Annotated in this window: 16 protein-coding genes, 5 tRNA genes and 1 pseudogene; 16 read left to right on the forward strand and 6 right to left on the reverse strand. The window is 69.4% G+C overall.

Annotation, left to right across the window (positions count from 1 at the left end):
* Positions 1–9 precede the first annotated feature (9 nt).
* A complete protein-coding gene (gene ilvD / locus QYS60_RS03490; protein ID WP_371382452.1) occupies positions 10–1851 on the reverse strand; it encodes a dihydroxy-acid dehydratase in 1842 nt (613 codons plus the stop codon).
* A 121-nt stretch (positions 1852–1972) separates the two neighbouring features.
* Positions 1973–2446, reverse strand: a complete 474-nt coding sequence (locus QYS60_RS03495) for a PH domain-containing protein (RefSeq protein WP_040782613.1) — start codon at positions 2444–2446, stop codon at positions 1973–1975.
* A gap of 266 nt (positions 2447–2712) precedes the next feature.
* Here QYS60_RS03495 and QYS60_RS03500 point away from each other — a divergent pair, with 266 nt between their 5' ends.
* The 6 genes from QYS60_RS03500 to QYS60_RS03525 all read left to right on the forward strand — a co-directional run bounded on the left by QYS60_RS03500 (position 2713) and on the right by QYS60_RS03525 (position 10961).
* Positions 2713–4659 (forward strand): acetolactate synthase large subunit, encoded by a 1947-nt coding sequence (locus tag QYS60_RS03500; RefSeq protein ID WP_081005260.1) that lies wholly within the window; start codon positions 2713–2715, stop codon positions 4657–4659.
* Positions 4656–5159 (forward strand): acetolactate synthase small subunit, encoded by a 504-nt coding sequence (gene ilvN / locus QYS60_RS03505; protein ID WP_003936990.1) that lies wholly within the window; start codon positions 4656–4658, stop codon positions 5157–5159. Before QYS60_RS03500 ends, ilvN begins: the two co-directional genes overlap by 4 nt.
* Before the next feature lie 50 nt (positions 5160–5209).
* Positions 5210–6211 (forward strand): ketol-acid reductoisomerase, encoded by a 1002-nt coding sequence (gene ilvC, locus QYS60_RS03510; RefSeq protein WP_193788782.1) that lies wholly within the window; start codon positions 5210–5212, stop codon positions 6209–6211.
* 76 nt (positions 6212–6287) lie between these two features.
* Complete coding sequence (locus tag QYS60_RS03515; RefSeq protein ID WP_371382453.1) at positions 6288–8066, forward strand: SulP family inorganic anion transporter; 1779 nt, start codon at positions 6288–6290, stop codon at positions 8064–8066.
* 212 nt (positions 8067–8278) lie between these two features.
* Positions 8279–9871, forward strand: a complete 1593-nt coding sequence (gene serA / locus QYS60_RS03520; protein ID WP_054373636.1) for a phosphoglycerate dehydrogenase — start codon at positions 8279–8281, stop codon at positions 9869–9871.
* A 79-nt stretch (positions 9872–9950) separates the two neighbouring features.
* Entirely contained in the window at positions 9951–10961 is a 1011-nt protein-coding gene (locus QYS60_RS03525; protein WP_003936994.1) for a 3-isopropylmalate dehydrogenase, read from the forward strand.
* Between the two features lie 47 nt (positions 10962–11008).
* Here the strand turns inward: QYS60_RS03525 and QYS60_RS03530 are convergent, their stop codons facing one another.
* Positions 11009–12181, reverse strand: coding sequence for an MFS transporter (locus QYS60_RS03530; protein WP_054373635.1), 1173 nt, complete (start codon positions 12179–12181; stop codon positions 11009–11011).
* A gap of 114 nt (positions 12182–12295) precedes the next feature.
* Here QYS60_RS03530 and QYS60_RS03535 point away from each other — a divergent pair, with 114 nt between their 5' ends.
* The 7 genes from QYS60_RS03535 (at position 12296) to QYS60_RS03565 (ending at position 15420) form a co-directional block, all read left to right on the forward strand.
* On the forward strand, positions 12296–13072 hold the full coding sequence (locus QYS60_RS03535; protein ID WP_371382454.1) for a fumarylacetoacetate hydrolase family protein: 777 nt from the start codon (positions 12296–12298) through the stop codon (positions 13070–13072).
* 68 nt (positions 13073–13140) lie between these two features.
* Positions 13141–14613 carry a glutamate--tRNA ligase gene (gltX, locus tag QYS60_RS03540; RefSeq protein ID WP_371382455.1) on the forward strand — a complete coding sequence of 491 codons (1473 nt, stop codon included), beginning with the start codon at positions 13141–13143 and terminating at the stop codon, positions 14611–14613.
* Between the two features lie 163 nt (positions 14614–14776).
* Positions 14777–14848 (forward strand) — tRNA-Gln (locus QYS60_RS03545).
* Positions 14849–14939: 91 nt separating this feature from the next.
* Positions 14940–15015 (forward strand) — tRNA-Glu (locus QYS60_RS03550).
* A gap of 59 nt (positions 15016–15074) precedes the next feature.
* Positions 15075–15150 (forward strand) — tRNA-Glu (locus QYS60_RS03555).
* A 59-nt stretch (positions 15151–15209) separates the two neighbouring features.
* Positions 15210–15285: transfer RNA gene (locus QYS60_RS03560), tRNA-Glu, on the forward strand.
* Positions 15286–15344: 59 nt separating this feature from the next.
* A tRNA-Glu gene (locus tag QYS60_RS03565) sits at positions 15345–15420 on the forward strand.
* Positions 15421–15476: 56 nt separating this feature from the next.
* On the opposite strand, the gene QYS60_RS03570 is transcribed toward QYS60_RS03565, so the two are convergent.
* Genes QYS60_RS03570 through QYS60_RS03580 form a run of 3 tightly spaced genes read right to left on the reverse strand, consistent with a single transcriptional unit; the run spans position 15477 to position 16977 of the window.
* Complete coding sequence (locus QYS60_RS03570) at positions 15477–15644, reverse strand: DUF5302 domain-containing protein (RefSeq protein ID WP_003936998.1); 168 nt, start codon at positions 15642–15644, stop codon at positions 15477–15479.
* Between the two features lie 47 nt (positions 15645–15691).
* Complete coding sequence (locus QYS60_RS03575; RefSeq protein ID WP_003936999.1) at positions 15692–16234, reverse strand: pyridoxamine 5'-phosphate oxidase family protein; 543 nt, start codon at positions 16232–16234, stop codon at positions 15692–15694.
* A gap of 41 nt (positions 16235–16275) precedes the next feature.
* A complete protein-coding gene (locus QYS60_RS03580) occupies positions 16276–16977 on the reverse strand; it encodes an IclR family transcriptional regulator (protein ID WP_003937000.1) in 702 nt (233 codons plus the stop codon).
* 120 nt (positions 16978–17097) lie between these two features.
* On the opposite strand from QYS60_RS03580, the gene leuC reads away from it, so the two are divergent.
* The 3 genes and pseudogenes from leuC to QYS60_RS03595 form a co-directional block, all read left to right on the forward strand.
* On the forward strand, positions 17098–18525 hold the full coding sequence (gene leuC / locus QYS60_RS03585; RefSeq protein WP_371382456.1) for a 3-isopropylmalate dehydratase large subunit: 1428 nt from the start codon (positions 17098–17100) through the stop codon (positions 18523–18525).
* Between the two features lie 26 nt (positions 18526–18551).
* Positions 18552–19148 carry a 3-isopropylmalate dehydratase small subunit gene (gene leuD, locus QYS60_RS03590; RefSeq protein WP_003937002.1) on the forward strand — a complete coding sequence of 199 codons (597 nt, stop codon included), beginning with the start codon at positions 18552–18554 and terminating at the stop codon, positions 19146–19148.
* A gap of 168 nt (positions 19149–19316) precedes the next feature.
* Positions 19317–20090 (forward strand): annotated as a pseudogene (locus QYS60_RS03595) (HU family DNA-binding protein); the annotation flags it as partial.
* Between the last annotated feature and the right edge of the window lie 558 nt (positions 20091–20648).

Raw genomic sequence — 20648 nt, forward strand, 5'->3', positions numbered from 1 at the left:
CACCGGTGCCTACGGCACCTGGCGGACGGCGCCCTTGTCGGCCGAGGTGGCCAACGCCGCGTAGGCGCGCAGCGCGGTGGTGACCGTGCGCTGCCGGTCGACCGGCTGCCACGGCCGCTCCGACGCCTCCATCTTGGCGCGCCGCTCGGCGAGAACGGCCTCGTCGACGAGGACCTCGAGGGTGCGGGAGGGAACGTCGATCCGGATCCGGTCGCCGTTCTCGAGCAGACCGATCACACCACCGGACGCAGCTTCGGGCGAGATGTGCCCGATCGACAGCCCCGAGGTGCCACCGGAGAAGCGGCCGTCGGTGATCAGGGCGCACTGCTTGCCCAGGCCCGCGCCCTTGAGGAATGCGGTGGGGTGCAGCATCTCCTGCATGCCGGGGCCGCCGGCGGGTCCCTCGTAGCGGACCACCACCACGTCACCGGGCTGCACCTTCTTGCCGAGGATCACCGAGACGGCCTCCTCCTGCGACTCGACGACGAGCGCCGGGCCCTCGAAGGTGAACAGATCCTCGTCGATGCCGGCGGTCTTGAGGATCGCACCGTCCGGGGCGAGGTTGCCGCGCAGGACGACGAGTCCACCCTCGACGGTGTAGGCGTGCTCGACGTCCCGGATGCAGCCGCCTGCGGCGTCGGTGTCCAGCGACGACCAGCGGTTGTCGGTGGAGAAGGGCTCGGTCGTGCGGACGCCGCCGGGCGCCGCGTGGAACAGCTCGATCGCCTCGTCGGAGGCCTTACCGGAACGGATGTCCCACGTGTCGAGCCACTCGTCGAAGCTCGCGGTGTGGACCGTGGTCACGTCCGTCTCGAGCAGGCCGCCGCGGCGCAGCTCGCCGAGGATCGCCGGGATGCCGCCGGCCCGGTGGACGTCCTCCATGTGGTAGTCCGAGTTCGGGGAGACCTTCGACAGGCACGGCACCTTGCGGCTGATCGCGTCGATCGTGGTGAGGTCGAAGTCGACCTCGCCCTCCTGCGCGGCGGCGAGCGTGTGCAGCACGGTGTTGGTCGAGCCGCCCATCGCGACGTCGAGCGCCATGGCGTTCCGGAACGCGGCGGGGGAGGCGATGTTGCGCGGCAGGACCGACGCGTCCTCGTCCCGGTACCAGCGCAACGCCGCCTCGACGACCGTGGTCCCGGCCCGCTCGAACAGCGCGCGGCGTGCCGCGTGGGTGGCCAGCGTCGAGCCGTTGCCGGGCAGTGCCAGTCCGAGCGCCTCGGTCAGGCAGTTCATCGAGTTCGCGGTGAACATGCCCGAGCACGACCCGCACGTCGGGCAGGCGCTGCGCTCGACCTCGTCGAGGCCCTCGTCGGTGACGGCGTCGTTGGCCGACGCCGAGATCGCCGTGATCAGGTCGGTGGGGGCCTGCGCGACACCGCCGACGACCACCGCCTTGCCCGCCTCCATCGGACCGCCCGAGACGAACACCGTCGGGATGTTCAGGCGCATCGCAGCGTTGAGCATGCCCGGGGTGATCTTGTCGCAGTTGGAGATGCACACCAGCGCGTCGGCGGTGTGCGCATTGACCATGTATTCCACCGAATCGGCGATGATCTCGCGGCTGGGCAGGGAGTACAGCATGCCGCCGTGCCCCATGGCGATGCCGTCGTCGACGGCGATGGTGTGGAACTCGCGCGGCACACCGCCCGCGGCCCGGACCGCCTCGGCGACGATGTCGCCGACGTCCTTGAGGTGCACGTGGCCGGGCACGAACTGCGTGTAGGAGTTCGCGATCGCGACGATCGGTTTGCCGAAGTCGGAGTCGGTCATGCCGGTGGCACGCCACAGGGCGCGAGCCCCGGCGGCATTGCGTCCGGCGGTGGTGGTGCGTGACCTCAACGGGGGCATCGGATTCCTCGGGGGCTAGGGCTCTTCGGGCTGCATGCTGCGCGGGCGCGGCGACACCGGGGGCCGGGCTCCCCCGGGCGGGGCGGGAGCAGGCCTGGGCGACGTCGAATCTACCCGTGTGCTATTTCGACTCGACGTCCGCGTCCGGCTCGGTGTCTGTGGCCTGTTCCCGCGCCTGGGCGTCGTGCGCGGCGGCGTACGGGTCGGTGATGCGACCGCCGCTGCCGGCGGCGAGCTGGGGGAGGCGGCCGAACGTGACGACCGGGAGGGGGACCTCGGTGCCGTCGGTGCGGCGGGCGCGTGCCCAGCCCCGCTTGGGGAACCGCAGGCCGTCGAGCTCGTCCCAGGCGAGCGTCCGGGTGGAGAACGCGGATCGGGCCGTGATGCCTTCGGGGCCGACGACGGTGCGCACCCGCAGCACCCATGCGGCGACGAGGAACGGGATCACCACCATCCAGCCGAACGCGGCGGGCCAGGCCAGGGCCGGGGAGGCCACTCCGAGCAGCACGAACCCGCACGCGAGCAGCGCGAGCCGGGAAATCTGGATGACCTGCGGCTGCTGTTCCGCCGTATGGGATGATGGGCGTGGTGGCACGGGCTGCTGTGGAGATGACACCTCACCATCTTCCCATTGCAGCCGAGGCATCTCACATTCTGGGACAGGTGACCGAACCAAGTTGACTGTCGGACGTTCGCGCGCCTACCGTCGAGCGCGTGAATCAGAATGGGTTGCTCGTAATCGGCCGGCGCGTCGTCGCCTGAGCCGCTTCTCGCAACTCGCCCACGACGCGCCACCCTCGTACAGCAGATACTGCTGACGGGGGTTTTTTGTTGCCCGGAGCCAGAACCAGAGGAATCGCAGTGAGCGCACCAACCGCAAGGCCTCAACCGTCGCCGCGCAAGCCCGGGGCCGCAGCCCCGTCGCCCGCGGCCGCGGCCGCCCAGCCCGGTACCCGACGCCAGGTCGCCCCCGAGCGGGTCACCGGCGCCCAGTCGGTGGTCCGAGCCCTCGAGGAGCTCGACGTCGACACGGTCTTCGGCATTCCGGGCGGTGCGATCCTTCCCGTCTACGATCCGCTGTTCGACTCGCGGAAGGTCCGGCACGTGCTGGTCCGCCACGAACAGGGCGCCGGCCACGCCGCGACCGGATACGCCCAGGCCTCCGGCAAGGTCGGCGTGTGCATGGCCACCTCCGGCCCCGGCGCCACGAACCTCGTCACGCCGCTCGCCGACGCGCAGATGGACTCCGTTCCCGTCGTGGCGATCACGGGTCAGGTCGGCCGCGGTCTGATCGGCACCGACGCCTTCCAGGAAGCCGACATCTCGGGCATCACCATGCCCGTCACCAAGCACAACTTCCTCGTGACCGACGGCGCCGAGATCCCCCGCGTCCTCGCCGAGGCGTTCTACCTCGCCGCCTCCGGCCGTCCCGGTGCCGTCCTGGTGGACATCCCGAAGGACATCCTGCAGGCCCAGACCACCTTCAGCTGGCCGCCGGAGATGCACCTGCCCGGCTACCGTCCCGTCACCAAGCCGCACGGCAAGCAGGTCCGTGAGGCTGCCCGTCTGATCGCCGAGGCGAAGTCGCCCGTGCTGTACATCGGCGGCGGCGTCATCAAGGCGGAGGCCTCTCCGGAGCTGCTCGAGTTGGCCGAGCTCACCGGCATCCCGGTCGTCACGACCCTGATGGCCCGCGGCGCCTTCCCCGACACCCATCAGCTCAACTGCGGCATGCCCGGCATGCACGGCACCGTCGCGGCGGTTGCCGCCCTCCAGCGATCCGATCTGCTGATCACGCTCGGTGCGCGGTTCGACGACCGCGTCACCGGTCAGCTCGACTCGTTCGCGCCCGACGCGAAGGTCATCCACGCGGACATCGACCCGGCCGAGATCGGCAAGAACCGGCACGCCGACGTGCCGATCGTGGGTGACTGCAAGGAAGTGATCGTCGAGCTGATCGAGGCGATCCGGGCGGATCTCGCGACGGGTACGACGCTCGACTACGCCCAGTGGTGGGAGTACCTCGACGGGATCCGGCGCACCTACCCGCTCAGCTACGACCGGCCGGCCGACGGCATGCTCTCGCCGGAGTACGTGATCCAGATGGTCGGCAAGCTCGCCGGACCGGACGCCATCTACTGCGCCGGCGTCGGGCAGCACCAGATGTGGGCTGCGCAGTTCATCGACTACGAGAAGCCGCGCACCTGGCTCAACTCCGGTGGGTTGGGCACCATGGGCTACGCCGTGCCGGCGGCCATGGGCGCCAAGATGGGCGTGCCCGACGCCGAGGTGTGGGCCATCGACGGTGACGGTTGCTTCCAGATGACGAACCAGGAGCTGGCGACCTGCGCGGTCGAGGGAGTGCCGATCAAGGTCGCGCTCATCAACAACGGCAACCTCGGCATGGTCCGGCAGTGGCAGACGCTGTTCTACGAGGAGCGGTACTCGAACACCGATCTGTCCACCCACACCCTGCGCATCCCCGACTTCGTCAAGCTGGCCGAGGCGCTCGGCTGTGTCGGCATCCGGGTCGAGCGCGAGGAGGACGTCGAGGAGGCGATCCGCCGGGCGCAGTCCATCGACGACCGGCCGGTCGTCATCGACTTCATCGTCGGTCAGGACGCCCAGGTGTGGCCGATGGTCGCCGCCGGTACCAGCAACGACGAGATCATGGCGGCGCGGGGCATCCGTCCGCTCTTCGACGAGGACGAGGCCGCCGCGGAGCCGGCCGTCATCCACGAGGCACTCGAGCACGAGCGGCACCCGGAACAGCGCGGTGCCGCAGCACCAGGAGAGGATCGTCAGTGAGCACCAGTCACACCCTCAGCGTTCTCGTCGAGGACAAGCCGGGCGTGCTGGCCCGCGTGGCGAGCCTGTTCTCCCGCCGCGGGTTCAACATCGAGTCCCTCGCGGTGGGCGGCACCGAGATCCCGGAGATCTCCCGGATGACGATCGTCGTGACCGTCGAGGAGTTTCCGCTCGAGCAGGTGACCAAGCAGCTCAACAAGCTCGTCAATGTCATCAAGATCGTCGAGCAGGAAGAGGATGCCTCGGTCGCCCGCGAGCTGCTGCTGATCAAGGTGCGGGCGGACGCGAGCGTGCGCACGCAGGTCATCGAGACGGTGAATCTGTTCCGCGCCAAGGTGATCGACGTCTCACCCGAATCGCTCACCATCGAGGCCACCGGTACCCGCTCCAAGCTCGACGCCCTGCTGCGGATGCTCGAGCCCTACGGCATCCGCGAGATCGTGCAGTCCGGGGTCGTCGCGGTCGGACGCGGTCCGAAGTCGATCACGGCCACCCGTTAGCCTGAACACACCCTTATTTGCTGAGAGAGGTAACAACTGTGGCAGTCGAGATGTTCTACGACGACGACGCCGATCTGTCGATCATCCAGGGCCGCAAGGTCGCGGTGATCGGCTACGGCAGCCAGGGACACGCGCACTCGCTGAGCCTGCGCGACTCCGGCGTCGAGGTGCGCATCGGCCTGAAGGAAGGCTCGAAGTCGCGGGCCAAGGCCGAGGAGGCCGGCCTCGCCGTCGGTACCCCCGCCGAGGTCTCGGAGTGGGCCGACGTCATCATGGTGCTCGCGCCCGACACCGCGCAGGCGTCGATCTTCAAGAACGACATCGAGCCCAACCTGAAGGACGGCGACGCGCTGTTCTTCGGCCACGGCCTCAACATCCACTTCGGTCTCATCGAGGCGCCGGAGAACGTCACGGTCGCCATGGTCGCCCCCAAGGGCCCCGGCCACCTCGTGCGCCGGCAGTTCGTCGACGGCAAGGGTGTGCCCGCGCTCATCGCCGTGCACCAGGACCCGAAGGGCGAGGGCCAGGCGCTGGCGCTGTCCTACGCCAAGGGCATCGGCGGCACCCGCGCCGGCGTCATCAAGACCACCTTCAAGGAAGAGACCGAGACCGACCTGTTCGGTGAGCAGGCCGTCCTCTGCGGTGGCACCGAGGAACTGGTCAAGACCGGCTTCGACGTCATGGTCGAGGCGGGCTACGCCCCCGAGATGGCGTACTTCGAGGTTCTCCACGAGCTCAAGCTCATCGTCGACCTCATGTACGAGGGTGGCATCGCCCGCATGAACTACTCGGTGTCCGACACCGCGGAGTTCGGTGGCTACCTCTCCGGCCCGCGCGTCATCGACGCCGGCACCAAGGAGCGCATGAAGGAGATCCTGAAGGACATCCAGGACGGCACCTTCGTCAAGCGTCTCGTCGCCAACGTCGAGGGTGGCAACAAGGAGCTCGAGGGCCTGCGCAAGAAGAACGCCGAGCACGGCATCGAGGTCGTCGGCAAGCAGCTGCGCGACCTGATGAGCTGGGTGGACCGGCCGATCACCGAGACCGCCTGATCGGATCCCGCCGCTTCGACGGCCCGGCACCGCTGTGGTGCCGGGCCGTCGGCGTTCGAGGGTGGATAATGCCCTGATGTCCTGGGGTCTGGGAAAGCTGCCGGGGGTCGTCGCGGCCCGCACCTACCGGCGGGAGTGGCTGCGCCCCGACTTCACCGCCGGCCTGGCGCTCACCGCGCTGCTCGTTCCCGCGGGCATGGGTTACGCGACGGCGGCCGGGTTGCCCGCCTACGCCGGGTTGTACGCCACGATCGTCCCGATGCTGGTGTACGCCCTGCTGGGGCCGTCGAAAGTGCTTGTGCTCGGCCCCGATTCGGCCCTCACCCCGCTCATCGCCGCGGCGGTGCTCCCGCTCGCCGCGACGGGCGATCCGCAGGAAGCCCTTGCCCTCGCTGGAGTCCTGGCCCTGCTCGTGGGCGTGATCCTCGTCGTCGCCGGCTTCCTGCGGCTCGGTTTCGTCACCGAACTGCTGTCCAAACCCATCAGGCTCGGTTACCTCAACGGCATCGCGCTGGTCGTCGTGGTCGGGCAGCTGCCGACACTGTTCGGCTTCGCGATCGACGAACCGGGGCTGGCTCAGGACCTCGCCGCGATCGTCCGGGCGGTCGCCGCGGGTGACGTCGACCCCGTCGCCACCGCCGTCGGTGTGGTGTCCCTGGCGGTGATCGTGGCGTTCCGACTCCTGCGGGTGCGCATCCCGGGTGTCCTGGTCGCGGTGGCCGGAGCGTGTGTGGTGTCCTCGCTGCTCGGCCTACCGGAGCAGATCGCCATGGTCGGCGCGCTGCCGTCCGGGTTGCCGGCACCTGCCGTGGCCGCGGTGAGCTGGGAAGACGTGCTCGCGCTGCTCGGCCCGGCAGCCGGCATCGCGCTCATCGCGTTCGCGGACACGGGGGTGCTGTCGCGGACCTTCGCGGCCCGCCGCGGCGACGACGTGGACGGCAGTACCGAGATGAAGGCCATCGGCGCCGCCAACGTCGCGACCGGTCTGCTCGGGGGATTCCCCATCTCGGCCAGCTCGTCCCGCACGCCCGTCGCCGAGCAGAACGGCGCCCGCACCCAGCTCGTCGGGGTGGTCGGTGCCGTCGCTGTCCTGCTGTTCGTGCTGCTCGCGCCCGGCGTGACCGCCTATCTGCCCGAGGCGACACTCGCGGCGGTCGTGCTGGTCGCGGCGTCGGCCCTCATCGACGTGCGCGGGGTGATCCGCATGTGGCGGATGAGCCGGCTCGAGGCCGGTCTCGCGGCGGCAGCCTTCCTCGGGGTGGCGCTCGTCGGGGTCCTGGAGGGGATTCTCGTCGCCATCGGGCTCTCGTTCGTCGCCGTCGTGTGGCACGCATGGTCGCCGTACCGCACCGAGCTCGTCGAGCTGACCCGCGTCGCGGGCTTCCACGACATCAACCGTCACCCCGAAGGGCATCGCATCCCCGGTCTGCTGCTCGTGCGGTTCGACGCCCCGCTGTTCTTCGCCAACGGTTCGATCTTCGACGACTACGTCCGCTCGCTGGTTGCGAAATCGCCCGAGCCGGTCGAATGGGTCGTGATCGCTGCCGAACCGATCACCGGGCTCGACACCACCGCCGTCGACGAACTCGTCGACCTGGACCGATACCTGGCCGGCAAGAAGATCCACCTGGCCTTCGCCGCCATGAAAGGCCCCATCAAGGACCGGCTCGTGCAGTTCGGAGTGGGGGACCGGTTCACCCCCGACCGCTTCTATCCCACTGTGCGGACAGCGGTCGTCGCGTTCCGGCACTGCGCGTCGTCGCCGTCCCCGGGATCCGCGCCGCGCGGTAACCCTGATCACACCACCGGTCGGGCGCCGAAGTCGCTGCCGCGCAGGAGGAATCGCCGGCGCTGAGCCCCCGGGGCCGGTGCCGGCCGGCGCGCGCCGCCGATCGGGCGTTCCCGGCGGCGGCGCGTCCGCCGCGAAATCCACTGCGGCTCGCAGGGTGGCGGTCCGGAAGCGACACGTACGCACTAAACTGAGCCGGGTCACGGCCGCTTCGCGCACCTCGGGGTGCGGCGCCGTCGACGACCCGTCAGACAAACCAACCACAGGGGAGTTCGCACGTGAGCCAGAATGGCCGTCCCGTTGTCCTGATCGCCGACAAGCTGGCGCAGTCGACCGTCGATGCGCTCGGTGACGGCGTCGAGGTGCGCTGGGTCGACGGCCCGGACCGTCCCGCGCTGCTCGCGGCGGTGCCCGAGGCGGACGCCCTGCTGGTCCGTTCGGCGACCACGGTCGACGCCGAGGTCCTCGCCGCCGCCACGAAGCTGAAGATCGTCGGTCGCGCCGGCGTCGGCCTCGACAACGTCGACATCCCGGCCGCCACCGAACGCGGTGTGATGGTCGTCAACGCTCCGACGTCGAACATCCATTCGGCCGCCGAGCACGCCGTGGCGCTGCTGATGGCCACGGCGCGGCAGATCCCTGCCGCCGACCGCACGCTGCGTGAGCGCACCTGGAAGCGGTCGAGCTTCAACGGCACCGAGATCCTGGGCAAGACCGTCGGCGTCGTCGGCCTGGGCCGGATCGGACAGCTGTTCGCGCAGCGCCTCGCCGCCTTCGAGACCCACGTCATCGCCTACGACCCCTATCTGCCGCCGGCCCGCGCCGCCCAGCTCGGGATCGAACTGGTCGACATCGACGAGCTGATCGAGCGCGCCGACTTCATCTCCGTGCACCTGCCCAAGACCAAGGAGACGGCAGGCCTGATCAACGCCGAGCGGCTCGCGCGGGCCAAGGACGGCGTCATCATCGTCAACGCCGCCCGCGGTGGCCTCATCGACGAGGACGCCCTCCACGACGCCCTCGTCTCCGGCAAGGTTCGCGCCGCCGGCCTCGACGTCTTCCACTCCGAACCCTGCACGGACTCGAAGCTGTTCGACCTCGACAACACCGTCGTCACCCCGCACCTCGGCGCCTCCACGACCGAGGCCCAGGACCGCGCCGGCACCGACGTCGCCAAGAGTGTGCTGCTGGCCCTGGCCGGCGAGTTCGTCCCGGACGCCGTGAACGTCTCCGGCGGCCCGGTCGGCGAGGAGGTCGCACCGTGGCTCGAGCTCGTGCGCAAGCTGGGTCTGATCGCCGGCACGCTGTCGCCCGAGGCCGTGCAGAACGTGCAGGTCGTCGCCAGCGGTGAGCTGTCCGCAGAGAACGTCGAGATCCTGGGCCTTGCGGCACTGCGCGGGCTGTTCTCCGCCAGCAGCGACGAGCCGGTCACCTTCGTCAACGCCCCCGCCCTCGCCGAACAGCGCGGCGTGAGTGTGGAGGTCGACAAGCACAGCGAGGCCTCGACGCACCGCAGCGCCGTGGAGGTCCGCGCCGTGGCCGCCGACGGACTCGTCACCACGGTCACCGGTGCGCTGACCGGCCTGCAGCAGATCGAGAAGATCGTCAACATCAACGGCCGCAGCTTCGACCTGCGTGCCGAGGGCCACAACCTCGTCGTCCACTACGAGGACCGCCCGGGCGTGCTCGGGGTCCTCGGCACGGTCCTCGGCAACGCCGGGATCGACATCCAGGCGGCGGCCTTGAGCCAGGACGTCGAAGGACCCGGCGCCACGGTGATCCTGCGGGTCGACCGGGTCGTCGGCGACGCCGAGATCGCGCAGATCGTGGAGCAGCTCGACGCCCGCGTCGCGCAGGTCGACCTGTCCTGAACCACCCCCGCTGTACCCGATGGCCGCGATCGTCGAACACGGTCGCGGCCATCGTCGCGAAGAGGAAGAGAGTGTGTCCATGAAGCTAGCGGTCATCCCCGGTGACGGCATCGGTGTCGAGGTCACGGCAGAGGCCCTCAAGGTCCTCGGAAGGCTGGTCCCCGACCTCGAGACCACCGAGTACGACCTCGGTGCCCGGCGGTACAACGCCACCGGGGAACTGCTCCCGGACGCCGACCTGGCGGCGATCCGCGCGCACGACGCAATCCTGCTCGGCGCCATCGGCGACCCCTCCGTCACCCCGGGCGTGCTGGAGCGGGGGCTGCTGCTGAACATGCGGTTCGCGCTCGATCACCATGTCAATCTGCGGCCGTCGCGGTTGTACCCGGGGGCGAAGTCGCCGCTCGCGGCGCAGCCGGAAATCGACTTCGTCGTGGTGCGGGAGGGCACCGAGGGCCCCTACACCGGCAACGGCGGTGCCATCCGCGTCGGCACCCCCCACGAGATCGCCACCGAGGTCTCGATCAACACCTGGTTCGGAGCCGAACGCGTCGTGCGTTACGCCTTCGAGCTCGCACAGAGTCGCCGCAAGCACCTGACCCTGATCCACAAGACCAACGTGCTTTCCAACGCCGGTGCCATCTGGACGCGTGCGGTCGAGACGGTGGGTGCGCAGTACCCGGACGTCGAGACGGCCTACTGCCACATCGACGCCGCCACCATCTACATGGTCGACGACCCGGGCCGGTTCGACGTGATCGTGACCGACAACCTGTTCGGCGACATCGTCACCGATCTCGCCGGTGCGGTCACCGGTGGCATCGGGCTGGCGGCCAGCGGCAACATCGACGCCTCGGGCACCAACCCGTCGATGTTCGAGCCGGTCCACGGCAGCGCCCCGGACATCGCGGGCAAGGGCATCGCCGACCCGACCGCGGCGATCCTGTCGGTCGCCCTGCTGCTGCGCCACCTCGGCCGGGCGGACGAGGCGACCCGGGTCGAGCGTGCGGTCGAGGCGGACCTCGCCGCCCGCGGCACGGGTCCGATCGTGACGACGGAGGTCGGCGACCGCATCGCTGCCGCCCTCTGACCCCGTCCCGGTGCGGCCTCCCGGAGAGCCCGGAAGGCCGCACCGGCTCAGGTGCGGGGGACCAGCGGTACCGCGGCGGCGGGGATCAGCGCGGCCAGCGCGAACGCCGCGGGGAAGCCGGCCAGCGCGATGAGTCCGCCGAAAGCGGGTCCCACGCACGCCGCTGCAACGAACTGGCCGGTGTTCTGGATGCCGAGCGCGCGGCCGCCCCAGAACGGTCCCGCGATCTCGGCGACCGCGGTGAAAGCCAGCCCGTTCGGCGCCACCGTCGTCACCGAAGCCACGATCAGGAGCGCGACGGCCACCGCCGAATCGGTGAGTGCGGCGGCGGCGAACACGGCCATGGACAGCACCACCGACAGCGCCACGATGCGCAGCGGCCGCAGGCGGCTGCCGGCCCGGTCGGACCACATCCCCGCGCCGACACGGCCGAGTGCACCGAGAAACTGCGCGGCGGTGATGACCAGGCCCGCCGCGGACTCGGCCCAGCCGCGCTCGGAGATCAGCCACACCAGCGCGTAGGTCCACACCACGTACTGCGGCACCACCAGCAGCACCGACGCCGCGTGTATCCGCTGCAGCGACCGCCCGGCCCGATAGGGGTTGTCGAGCAGGCCGAGTTCGGCGGCCCGGCCGCGTTCCGGCCGCGGTGGATCGACGATGCCGATCGCGCACGCGACCGCCGCGGCGGCGCAGACCACCGCGGAGAAGGCCAGCGCAGCGCCGATCCCGTGGTCGCGTGCGAGCGGGGGAATTGTCAGCGCGGCGACGGCGACGCCGAGGGGTAACGACATCTGCCGGATCCCCATGGCGAGACCGCGCTGGTGCGGTGGGAACCAGCCGACGACGACGCGACCGCTCGCGGCGTTGGCACTCGCTGCGGCGGCGCCGCCGAGGGCCAGCATGAGCGCGAGCATCGGCGCTGTCCCGCTGACACCGGCCGCCGCCGCAGCCGCCGCGGCCAGGGCGAGTCCTGCGGCCAGGACCCGCCGCTCGCCGTACCGGTCGGCAAGGGCGCCCCATGCAACGAGACTGAAGACGACTCCGAATATCGGTGCAGCGGAAAGTGTTCCGGCTTGCGCAAGCGTGAGGCCCCAATCCTCGTGGAGCGTGGGGATGAGGAAGGCGGCGCCGTTGACGAGGACCGCCTGAGCCGCCTGCGCGAACACGCCGAGCGCCAGGATGACCCAGCGCCGCGCGCCGATGTCCCGAACCGTCATGTTGTCTCACTATCTGAAACGAAAATCCCGTAGAATGAACTTCTGCGTGGGAGCCTATACCTGCGCGACGTGGTCCGCAGGGCCGCGGGCGGCCGCACGGATAGACTCCCCGGCATGCGCCTTGGTCGAATTGCCAGCCCGGACGGTGTCGCCTTCGTCAGCATCGAGGGGGAGGGGGACGCCGCGATCGCGAAGGAGATCGCCGAACATCCTTTCGGCACCCCGACCTTCACCGGCCGCAGCTGGCCGCTCGCCGACGTCCGGCTCCTTGCGCCGATCCTGGCGAGCAAGGTGGTCTGCGTCGGCCGCAACTACGCCGCCCACGCGGCCGAGTCCGGCAACGACGTCCCCGACGAGCCGGTGATCTTCCTCAAGCCGAACACCTCCATCGTCGGCCCGGGGGCGCCGATCGTGCTCCCACCGAGCAGCAACCTCGTCCACCACGAGGCCGAACTCGCCGTCGTCATCGGCCGTCCCTGCAAGGACGTTCCGGCTGCGAAGGCGCAAGACGTGGTCCTCGGCTACACGGTGGCCAACGACGTCTCGGCGCGTGACCATCAGCAGCAGGACGGACAGTGGACGCGAGCCAAGGGACACGACACGTTCTGCCCCCTCGGGCCCTGGATCGAGACGGACATCGATCCCACGGATCTCGAGATCACCGCGCAGGTCGACGGACAGACGCGTCAGCGCAGCCGAACGTCGTTGATGGTGCACGACATTCCGAAGCTGATCGAGTGGGTCTCGGCGGTGATGACCCTGTTGCCGGGCGATGTGATCCTCACCGGCACCCCGGAGGGCGTCGGACCGATCGTCGACGGCGACACCGTCTCGATCACCGTCGAGGGCATCGGCACGCTGACGAACCCGGTGACCGCCAAGCGCAGGTAGGCCGCGGCTTCGCGACCGGTCGGGACTAGCCTGGAGGGGTCTTTTCGATCCCTCGACCCGAGTGAGCCATGACCAACAGCGAAGTACGCGTTCGTTTCTGTCCGTCCCCGACCGGAACCCCGCACGTGGGCCTCGTGCGCACCGCCCTGTTCAACTGGGCTTTCGCCCGTCACCACGGCGGCACCTTCGTGTTCCGCATCGAGGACACCGACGCCGCCCGCGACACCGAGGAGTCGTACCAGGCGATCCTCGACGCGCTCCGGTGGCTCGGGCTCGACTGGGACGAGGGCCCCGAGGTGGGCGGCCCGTACGAGCCGTACCGGCAGTCGCAGCGGCGCGACCTGCACCTCGACGTCGTCGCCCGGCTGCTCGACGCAGGCGAGGCGTACGAGTCGTTCTCCACGCCGGAGGAGGTCGAGGCACGCCACCGCGCTGCCGGCCGCGACCCGAAGCTCGGCTACGACAACTACGACCGCGATCTGACCGCCGAGCAGCGGCAGGCGTACCGCGAGGAGGGGCGTAAGCCCGTGGTGCGCCTGCGCATGCCCGATCACGACCTGGCCTGGAACGATCTGGTGCGCGGTGAGACCACGTTCAAGGCCGGCACCGTGCCCGACTTCGCGCTGACCCGCGGCAACGGCATCCCGCTCTACACGCTGGTCAACCCCGTGGACGATGCCCTCATGCGGATCACCCACGTGCTGCGCGGCGAAGACCTGCTCTCGTCGACGCCGCGTCAGCTCGCCCTCTACGAGGCGCTGCAGCGCATCGGCGTGACCGATTTCACGCCCGAGTTCGGTCACCTGCCGTTCGTGATGGGGCAGGGCAACAAGAAGCTCTCCAAGCGCGACCCCGAGTCCAATCTGTTCATCCACCGCGACCGCGGCTTCATCGCCGAGGGGCTCCTCAACTACCTCGCGCTCCTCGGCTGGGGACTGGCCGACGACCGTGACGTCTTCTCGCTCGACGAGATGGTGGCCGCCTTCGACATCGGCAAGGTCAACTCGAACCCGGCGCGGTTCGACCAGAAGAAGGCAGACGCCATCAACGCCGAGCACATCCGGCTGCTCGAACCGGCCGACTTCACGGCACGGCTGAAGTCGTTCCTCGTGGAGCACGGCCGCATCGGCGCGGATGTCGACAGCGCCCGGTTCGCGGAGGCGGCCGAGCTGGTCCAGACCCGCATCGTGGTGTTGTCGGACGCGTGGGACCTGCTGAAGTTCCTCTACGTCGACGAGGCCGACTTCGTCCTCGACGAGGCGGCCGCAGCCAAGAACCTCGGCCCCGACGCCGCACCCGTGCTCGATGCGACGATCGCTGCGGCCGGCGGCGTGACCGAGTGGAAGGCGGCGGCCCTCGAAGAGGCCCTCAAGGCCGCGCTGATCGACGAGCTCGGCCTCAAGCCCCGCAAGGCCTTCGCGCCGGTGCGCGTGGCCCTCACGGGATCGCACATCAGTCCGCCGCTGTACGAGTCGATGGAACTGCTCGGCCGGGACGTCTCGCTGGCACGGCTTCGTGCCGCCCGCGCTCGCACGGCCTGAGTCGTGCACGGGCCGGCCGCGAGCCCTCCCGCGGCCGGCTCAGGTGGCACATCACCCGGCTTGACCAGGCGATTTGTTATTGGGGGCACCGATGGTGCTAACCTTCTTCTCGGTTCGGAACGGAGGCCGCAGCGCCGCGAGGCGGGTCTCCGGAACAAGCCATTGGGGTATGGTGTAATTGGCAACACAGCTGATTCTGGTTCAGCCATTCTAGGTTCGAGTCCTGGTACCCCAGCGTCTGCCCGGTGATTTTGTCACCGAGCCTCGGCCGGTTAAGCTGGCTGAGCCTCCGCCGCAAGGTGGGGGAGCACGGAGAAGAAGTTCCTGGCCCCGTCGTCTAGCGGCCTAGGACGCCGCCCTCTCAAGGCGGTAGCGCGGGTTCAAATCCCGTCGGGGCTACCACGGAAGATCCTTCGATCGCGAGGTCGAAGGGTGTTCTTCTCCGAGCAGTGAAAGTTCCTGGCCCCGTCGTCTAGCGGCCTAGGACGCCGCCCTCTCAAGGCGGTAGCGCGGGTTCAAATCCCGTCGGGGCTACCACGGAAGATCCTTCGATCGCGAGGTCGAAGGGTGTTCTTCTCCGAGCAGTGAAAGTTCCTGGCCCCGTCGTCTAGCGGCCTAGGACGCCGCCCTCTCAAGGCGGTAGCGCGGGTTCAAATCCCGTCGGGGCTACCACGGAAGATCCTTCGATCGCGAGGTCGAAGGGTGTTCTTCTCCGAGCAGTGAAAGTTCCTGGCCCCGTCGTCTAGCGGCCTAGGACGCCGCCCTCTCAAGGCGGTAGCGCGGGTTCAAATCCCGTCGGGGCTACCACGCGAAGGTCCCTGCCGATCCACGGATCGGCAGGGACCTTCGTCGTTCTGTACTCGTCATCCGCTCTTGCGCCGGAAATTGCGGCGGTGGTCGGCGCTGCCGTGCGGCGCCTGCGCCTTGGCCCTCCCGTCGAGATGGTCCGTGCCGTGGCGGGCGTGCTGATTCTTGCGTTCGAGGGCTGCGCGGAACTGCTCCGCGATCCGCTTCCCGTTCGGGTCGTTCACCGCTGTCTCCCTTCCCCCGCCCGGTACTCGGCCGGGACATCGGAAATCTAACTCGGCAGTCCTACGTCTGTCGTCCGGTTTTCCAGCTCCTCGAGGAGGTACGGCGCGGTGCTGCCGCCGATCGGCATCGCCGGCAGTCCGAGTTTCCGATGGTCCCAGGACCGGACCCGTTCCGCGACGACTCGCACCGCAACGCGCTTGTGCATCATCTGCTCGATCGCGGGTCGCAGTTCCGCGGTGTAGGGGCCGGTGTAGCGTTCCCACACGCTGCGGCACACCTCGAACAGCACGTCCCGGTCCTCGACCGTTTCGGCGTGTCCCTCCAGCGAGACCCCGCGCAGCGTGTCGTACGTGTGGCCGTCTTCGACGAGCGCGCTGATCCGGTTGTCCCGCCGCAGATTGACCGCCTTCTGCGACTTCAGCTTGGTTTCGAACCAGATCTCGCCGTCGAGCACCGCGTACCACATCGCGACCAGGTGGGGGAGGCCGCCGGGGCCGACCGTCGCCATTGTCGCGACGCGGCTGCGTTCGAGGAAGTCGCCGATCTCGGCGTCGGTCATCGTGATCTGTGCGCGCTGGTGGGTTCCCATGCGTGCACTGTGGCACAGGAGTCGGCGGATGCGACAGCCTTCTAGAGTCGCTTGTGCAGGGCGTCGGCGGCCGCGAGCAGATCCGCGGCCCACCGTGCTCCGGGCCGGCGGCCCATCCGGTCGACGGGTCCCGAGACGGAGATCGCGGCGACGACCGAGCCGGAGGCATCGCGTACCGGTGCGGCCACCGAGGCCACGCCGGGTTCTCGCTCGGCGACGCTCTGCGCCCAGCCGCGCCGACGCACCTCGGCGAGCACCCGCTCGCCGAATGCCGCCTCCGGCAGGATCGCCCGCTGCGTCGCGGCGTCGGCCCAGGCGAGCAGGACCCGCGCGCCGGACCCGGCGGTCATCGGCAGTCTCGCGCCCACGAGGACGGTGTCGCGCAGACCGGTCGGTGGTTCGAGGGCGGCGACGCACACCCGGTGCGTGCCCTCCCGCCGGTACAACTGCACGCTCTCGCCGGTGATCTCGCGTAGCCGTGGGAGAACGAGCGAGGCGGCATCGACGAGTGGGTCGCCCGCGCCCGCGGACAGTTCGGCCAGGCCGGGGCCCGGGCGCCACTGGCCGTCACCGTCGCGCGCGAGCAGCCGGTGCACTTCGAGCCCGACCGCGAGGCGGTGCGCGGTGGCGCGGGGTAGTCCGGTGCGAGCGCACAGTTCGGTCAGGTTGCACGGTTGCTGGGCCACCGCGTGGAGGACCGCCATGGCTTTGTCCAGCACTCCGATCCCGCTATGCTGTCTCATAGGTCGATACCTCCGTCTCGCATAATGGGAAGCATAGCCCACGCGGAAACCGGCGGGGACGACAGTATTCGCGGCCCGGGACAGCCCGAGAACGGGAACCGCGTTCGTCACGTACGACAGGTGGAGAAGATGGCTGGAAAGACTCTGGCGGAGAAGGTGTGGGACCAGCATGTGGTCGTGCGCGGTACGGGAGAGGGTGCGGCACGGCAGCCGGACCTGATCTACATCGATCTGCATCTCGTGCACGAGGTCACGAGCCCGCAGGCGTTCGACGGCCTGCGGCTGGCGAATCGGCCCGTGCGGCGCCCGGACCTGACCATCGCGACCGAGGACCACAACGTCCCCACGGTCGACATCGACAAGCCCATCGCCGACCCCGTCTCACGCACCCAGGTCGAGACGTTGCGCCGCAACTGTGAGGAGTTCGGCATCCGGCTGCACCCGATGGGGGACGTGGAGCAGGGCATCGTCCATGTCGTCGGACCGCAACTCGGACTGACACAGCCGGGCACGACCGTGGTGTGCGGCGACAGCCACACCTCCACCCACGGCGCCTTCGGTGCCCTGGCAATGGGTATCGGCACCAGTGAGGTCGAGCATGTGCTGGCGACCCAGACGCTTTCGCTGCGCCCGTTCAAGACGATGGCGATCACCGTCGACGGCGAACTGCCCCCCGGCGTCTCGAGCAAGGACCTGATTCTCGCGGTCATCGCCGAGATCGGCACCGGCGGCGGCCAGGGCTACGTGCTCGAGTACCGCGGCGAGGCCATCCGGAAGCTCTCGATGGAAGCGCGGATGACCATCTGCAACATGTCCATCGAAGCGGGCGCCCGGGCCGGGATGATCGCACCGGACGAGACCACCTACGAGTTCCTGGAGGGTCGTCCGCACGCGCCCCAGGGCGCGGACTGGGACGCCGCGGTAGCGGCATGGGAACAGTTGAAGACCGACGAGGATGCGGTTTTCGACGCCGAGGTCCGCATCGACGGGTCGGCCCTGACGCCCTTCGTCACATGGGGCACCAACCCGGGTCAGGGCGCGCCCCTCGGTTCGTCGGTGCCCGATCCGGCGGCGATGGCAGACGAGAGCGAGCGTCACGCGGCCGAGAAGGCACTGCGGTACATGGGACTCGAGCCCGGGACCCCGCTGCGGGAGGTGCCCGTCGACACCGTCTTCGTCGGGTCGTGCACCAACGGCCGGATCGAGGATCTGCGGGCCGTCGCCGACGTCCTGCGGGGCCGCACGGTCGCCGACGGAGTCCGAATGCTCGTCGTGCCCGGATCGATGCGCGTTCGTGCCCAAGCCGAAGCCGAAGGTCTCGGTGAGATATTCACGGCCGCAGGGGCGGAATGGCGCCAGGCGGGCTGCTCGATGTGCCTGGGCATGAACCCGGACCAGTTGGCGCCGGGTGAGCGCTGCGCTTCGACCTCGAACCGGAACTTCGAAGGCCGCCAAGGCAAGGGCGGACGCACCCACCTCGTCTCGCCTCAGGTCGCGGCGGCGACTGCGGTGCGCGGCACTCTCTCCGCTCCGGCGGATCTGGACTAGGTCACGGGACCGAAGGAGAATTTTCGATGGAAGCCTTCACCACTCACAAGGGAATCGGCGTTCCGCTGCGCCGGTCGAACGTCGACACCGATCAGATCATCCCCGCGGTGTACCTGAAGCGGGTCACTCGAACCGGATTCGAGGACGGCCTGTTCGCCGCCTGGCGCACGGATCCGGCTTTCGTGCTGAACACCCCGCCGTTCGACCGGGGCAGCGTCCTGGTGGCCGGGCCGGACTTCGGCACCGGGTCCTCGCGCGAGCACGCCGTGTGGGCGCTGTCCGACTACGGTTTCCGCGTCGTCATCTCGTCCCGCTTCGCCGACATCTTCCGGGGCAACGCCGGCAAGGCCGGATTGCTGGCCGCTCAGGTCGAACAACCGGACGTCGAATTGCTCTGGAAGCTCATCGAACAGCAGCCGGGGCTGGAGCTCGAGGTCGATCTCGAAGCTCGTACCGTGACCGCCGGAACCACCGTGGTGCCGTTCGGCATTGACGACTACACCCGGTGGCGGCTGTTGGAGGGTCTCGACGACATCGGACTCACGTTGCGCCAGGTAGACGCGATTTCCGAGTACGAAAACGCAAGGCCTTCTTGGAAACCACGCACCCTCCCGGCACCCTGATCGAGCCTTCGAATCGAGCCTCGGCGGGCCGGATCCGGCGGACGCCCGGATCCGGCCCGCCGGTAATTTGCATGAGAATTGGCGTGGCACATAGACTCTTGCCCGTTTGCGGGTCTACCGTGGACTCGAGTCGGTCTGACGGTGGACCGTAATGTGCGGAGGAATGCAATGAACAAGGCAGAGCTGATCGATGTTCTGACCGAGAAACTCGGTTCGGACAGGCGCACAGCAACGGCGGCCGTGGAGCACATGGTCGACGCGATCGTGCGTGCAGTGCACTCGGGCAAGAGCGTCACCATCACCGGATTCGGTGTCTTCGAGCAGCGCCGCCGCGCCGCCCGGGTCGCCCGCAACCCGCGTACGGGCGAGACCGTGAAGGTCAAGCCGACGTCGGTGCCGGCATTCCGCCCCGGCGCACAGTTCAAGGCGGTCATCGCCGGTTCGCAGAAGCTCCCCGCGACGGGTCCGGCCGTCAAGCGCGGCGCGGCTGCCGCCGCCAAGAAGACCGCGGCGGCGAAGAAGACGGCCGCCAAGAAGACCGCGGCGGCGAAGAAGACTGCCGCCAAGGCCGCTCCGGCGAAGAAGACCACGGCGGCCAAGGCTCCGGCCAAGACCACCGCGGCCAAGAAGACCACCGCGGCGAAGAAGACCACGGCGGCCAAGGCTCCGGCCAAGACCACCGCGGCCAAGAAGACCACCGCGGCGAAGAAGACCACGGCGGCCAAGGCTCCGGCCAAGACCACCGCGGCCAAGAAGACCACCGCGGCGAAGAAGACCACGGCGGCCAAGGCTCCGGCCAAGACCACCGCGGCCAAGAAGACCACCGCGGCGAAGAAGACCACGGCGGCCAAGGCTCCGGCCAAGACCACCGCGGCCAAGAAGACCACCGCGGCGAAGAAGACCACGGCGGCCAAGGCTCCGGCCAAGACCACCGCGGCCAAGAAGACCACCGCGGCGAAGAAGACCACGGCGGCCAAGGCTCCGGCCAAGACCACCGCGGCCAAGAAGACCACCGCGGCGAAGAAGACCACGGCGGCCAAGGCTCCGGCCAAGACCACCGCGGCCAAGAAGACCACCGCGGCGAAGAAGACCACGGCGGCCAAGGCTCCGGCCAAGACCACCGCGGCCAAGAAGACCACCGCGGCGAAGAAGACCACGGCGGCCAAGGCTCCGGCCAAGACCACCGCGGCCAAGAAGACCACCGCGGCGAAGAAGACCACGGCGGCCAAGGCTCCGGCCAAGACCACCGCGGCCAAGAAGACCACCGCGGCGAAGAAGACCACGGCGGCCAAGGCTCCGGCCAAGACCACCGCGGCCAAGAAGACCACCGCGGCGAAGAAGACCACGGCGGCCAAGGCTCCGGCCAAGACCACCGCGGCCAAGAAGACCACCGCGGCGAAGAAGACCACGGCGGCCAAGGCTCCGGCCAAGACCACCGCGGCCAAGAAGACCACCGCGGCGAAGAAGACCACGGCGGCCAAGAAGACCACCGCGGCCAAG

This window comes from Rhodococcus sp. GXMU-t2271, assembly GCF_041414735.1.
In the GTDB taxonomy this organism is placed as follows: domain Bacteria; phylum Actinomycetota; class Actinomycetes; order Mycobacteriales; family Mycobacteriaceae; genus Rhodococcus; species Rhodococcus indonesiensis.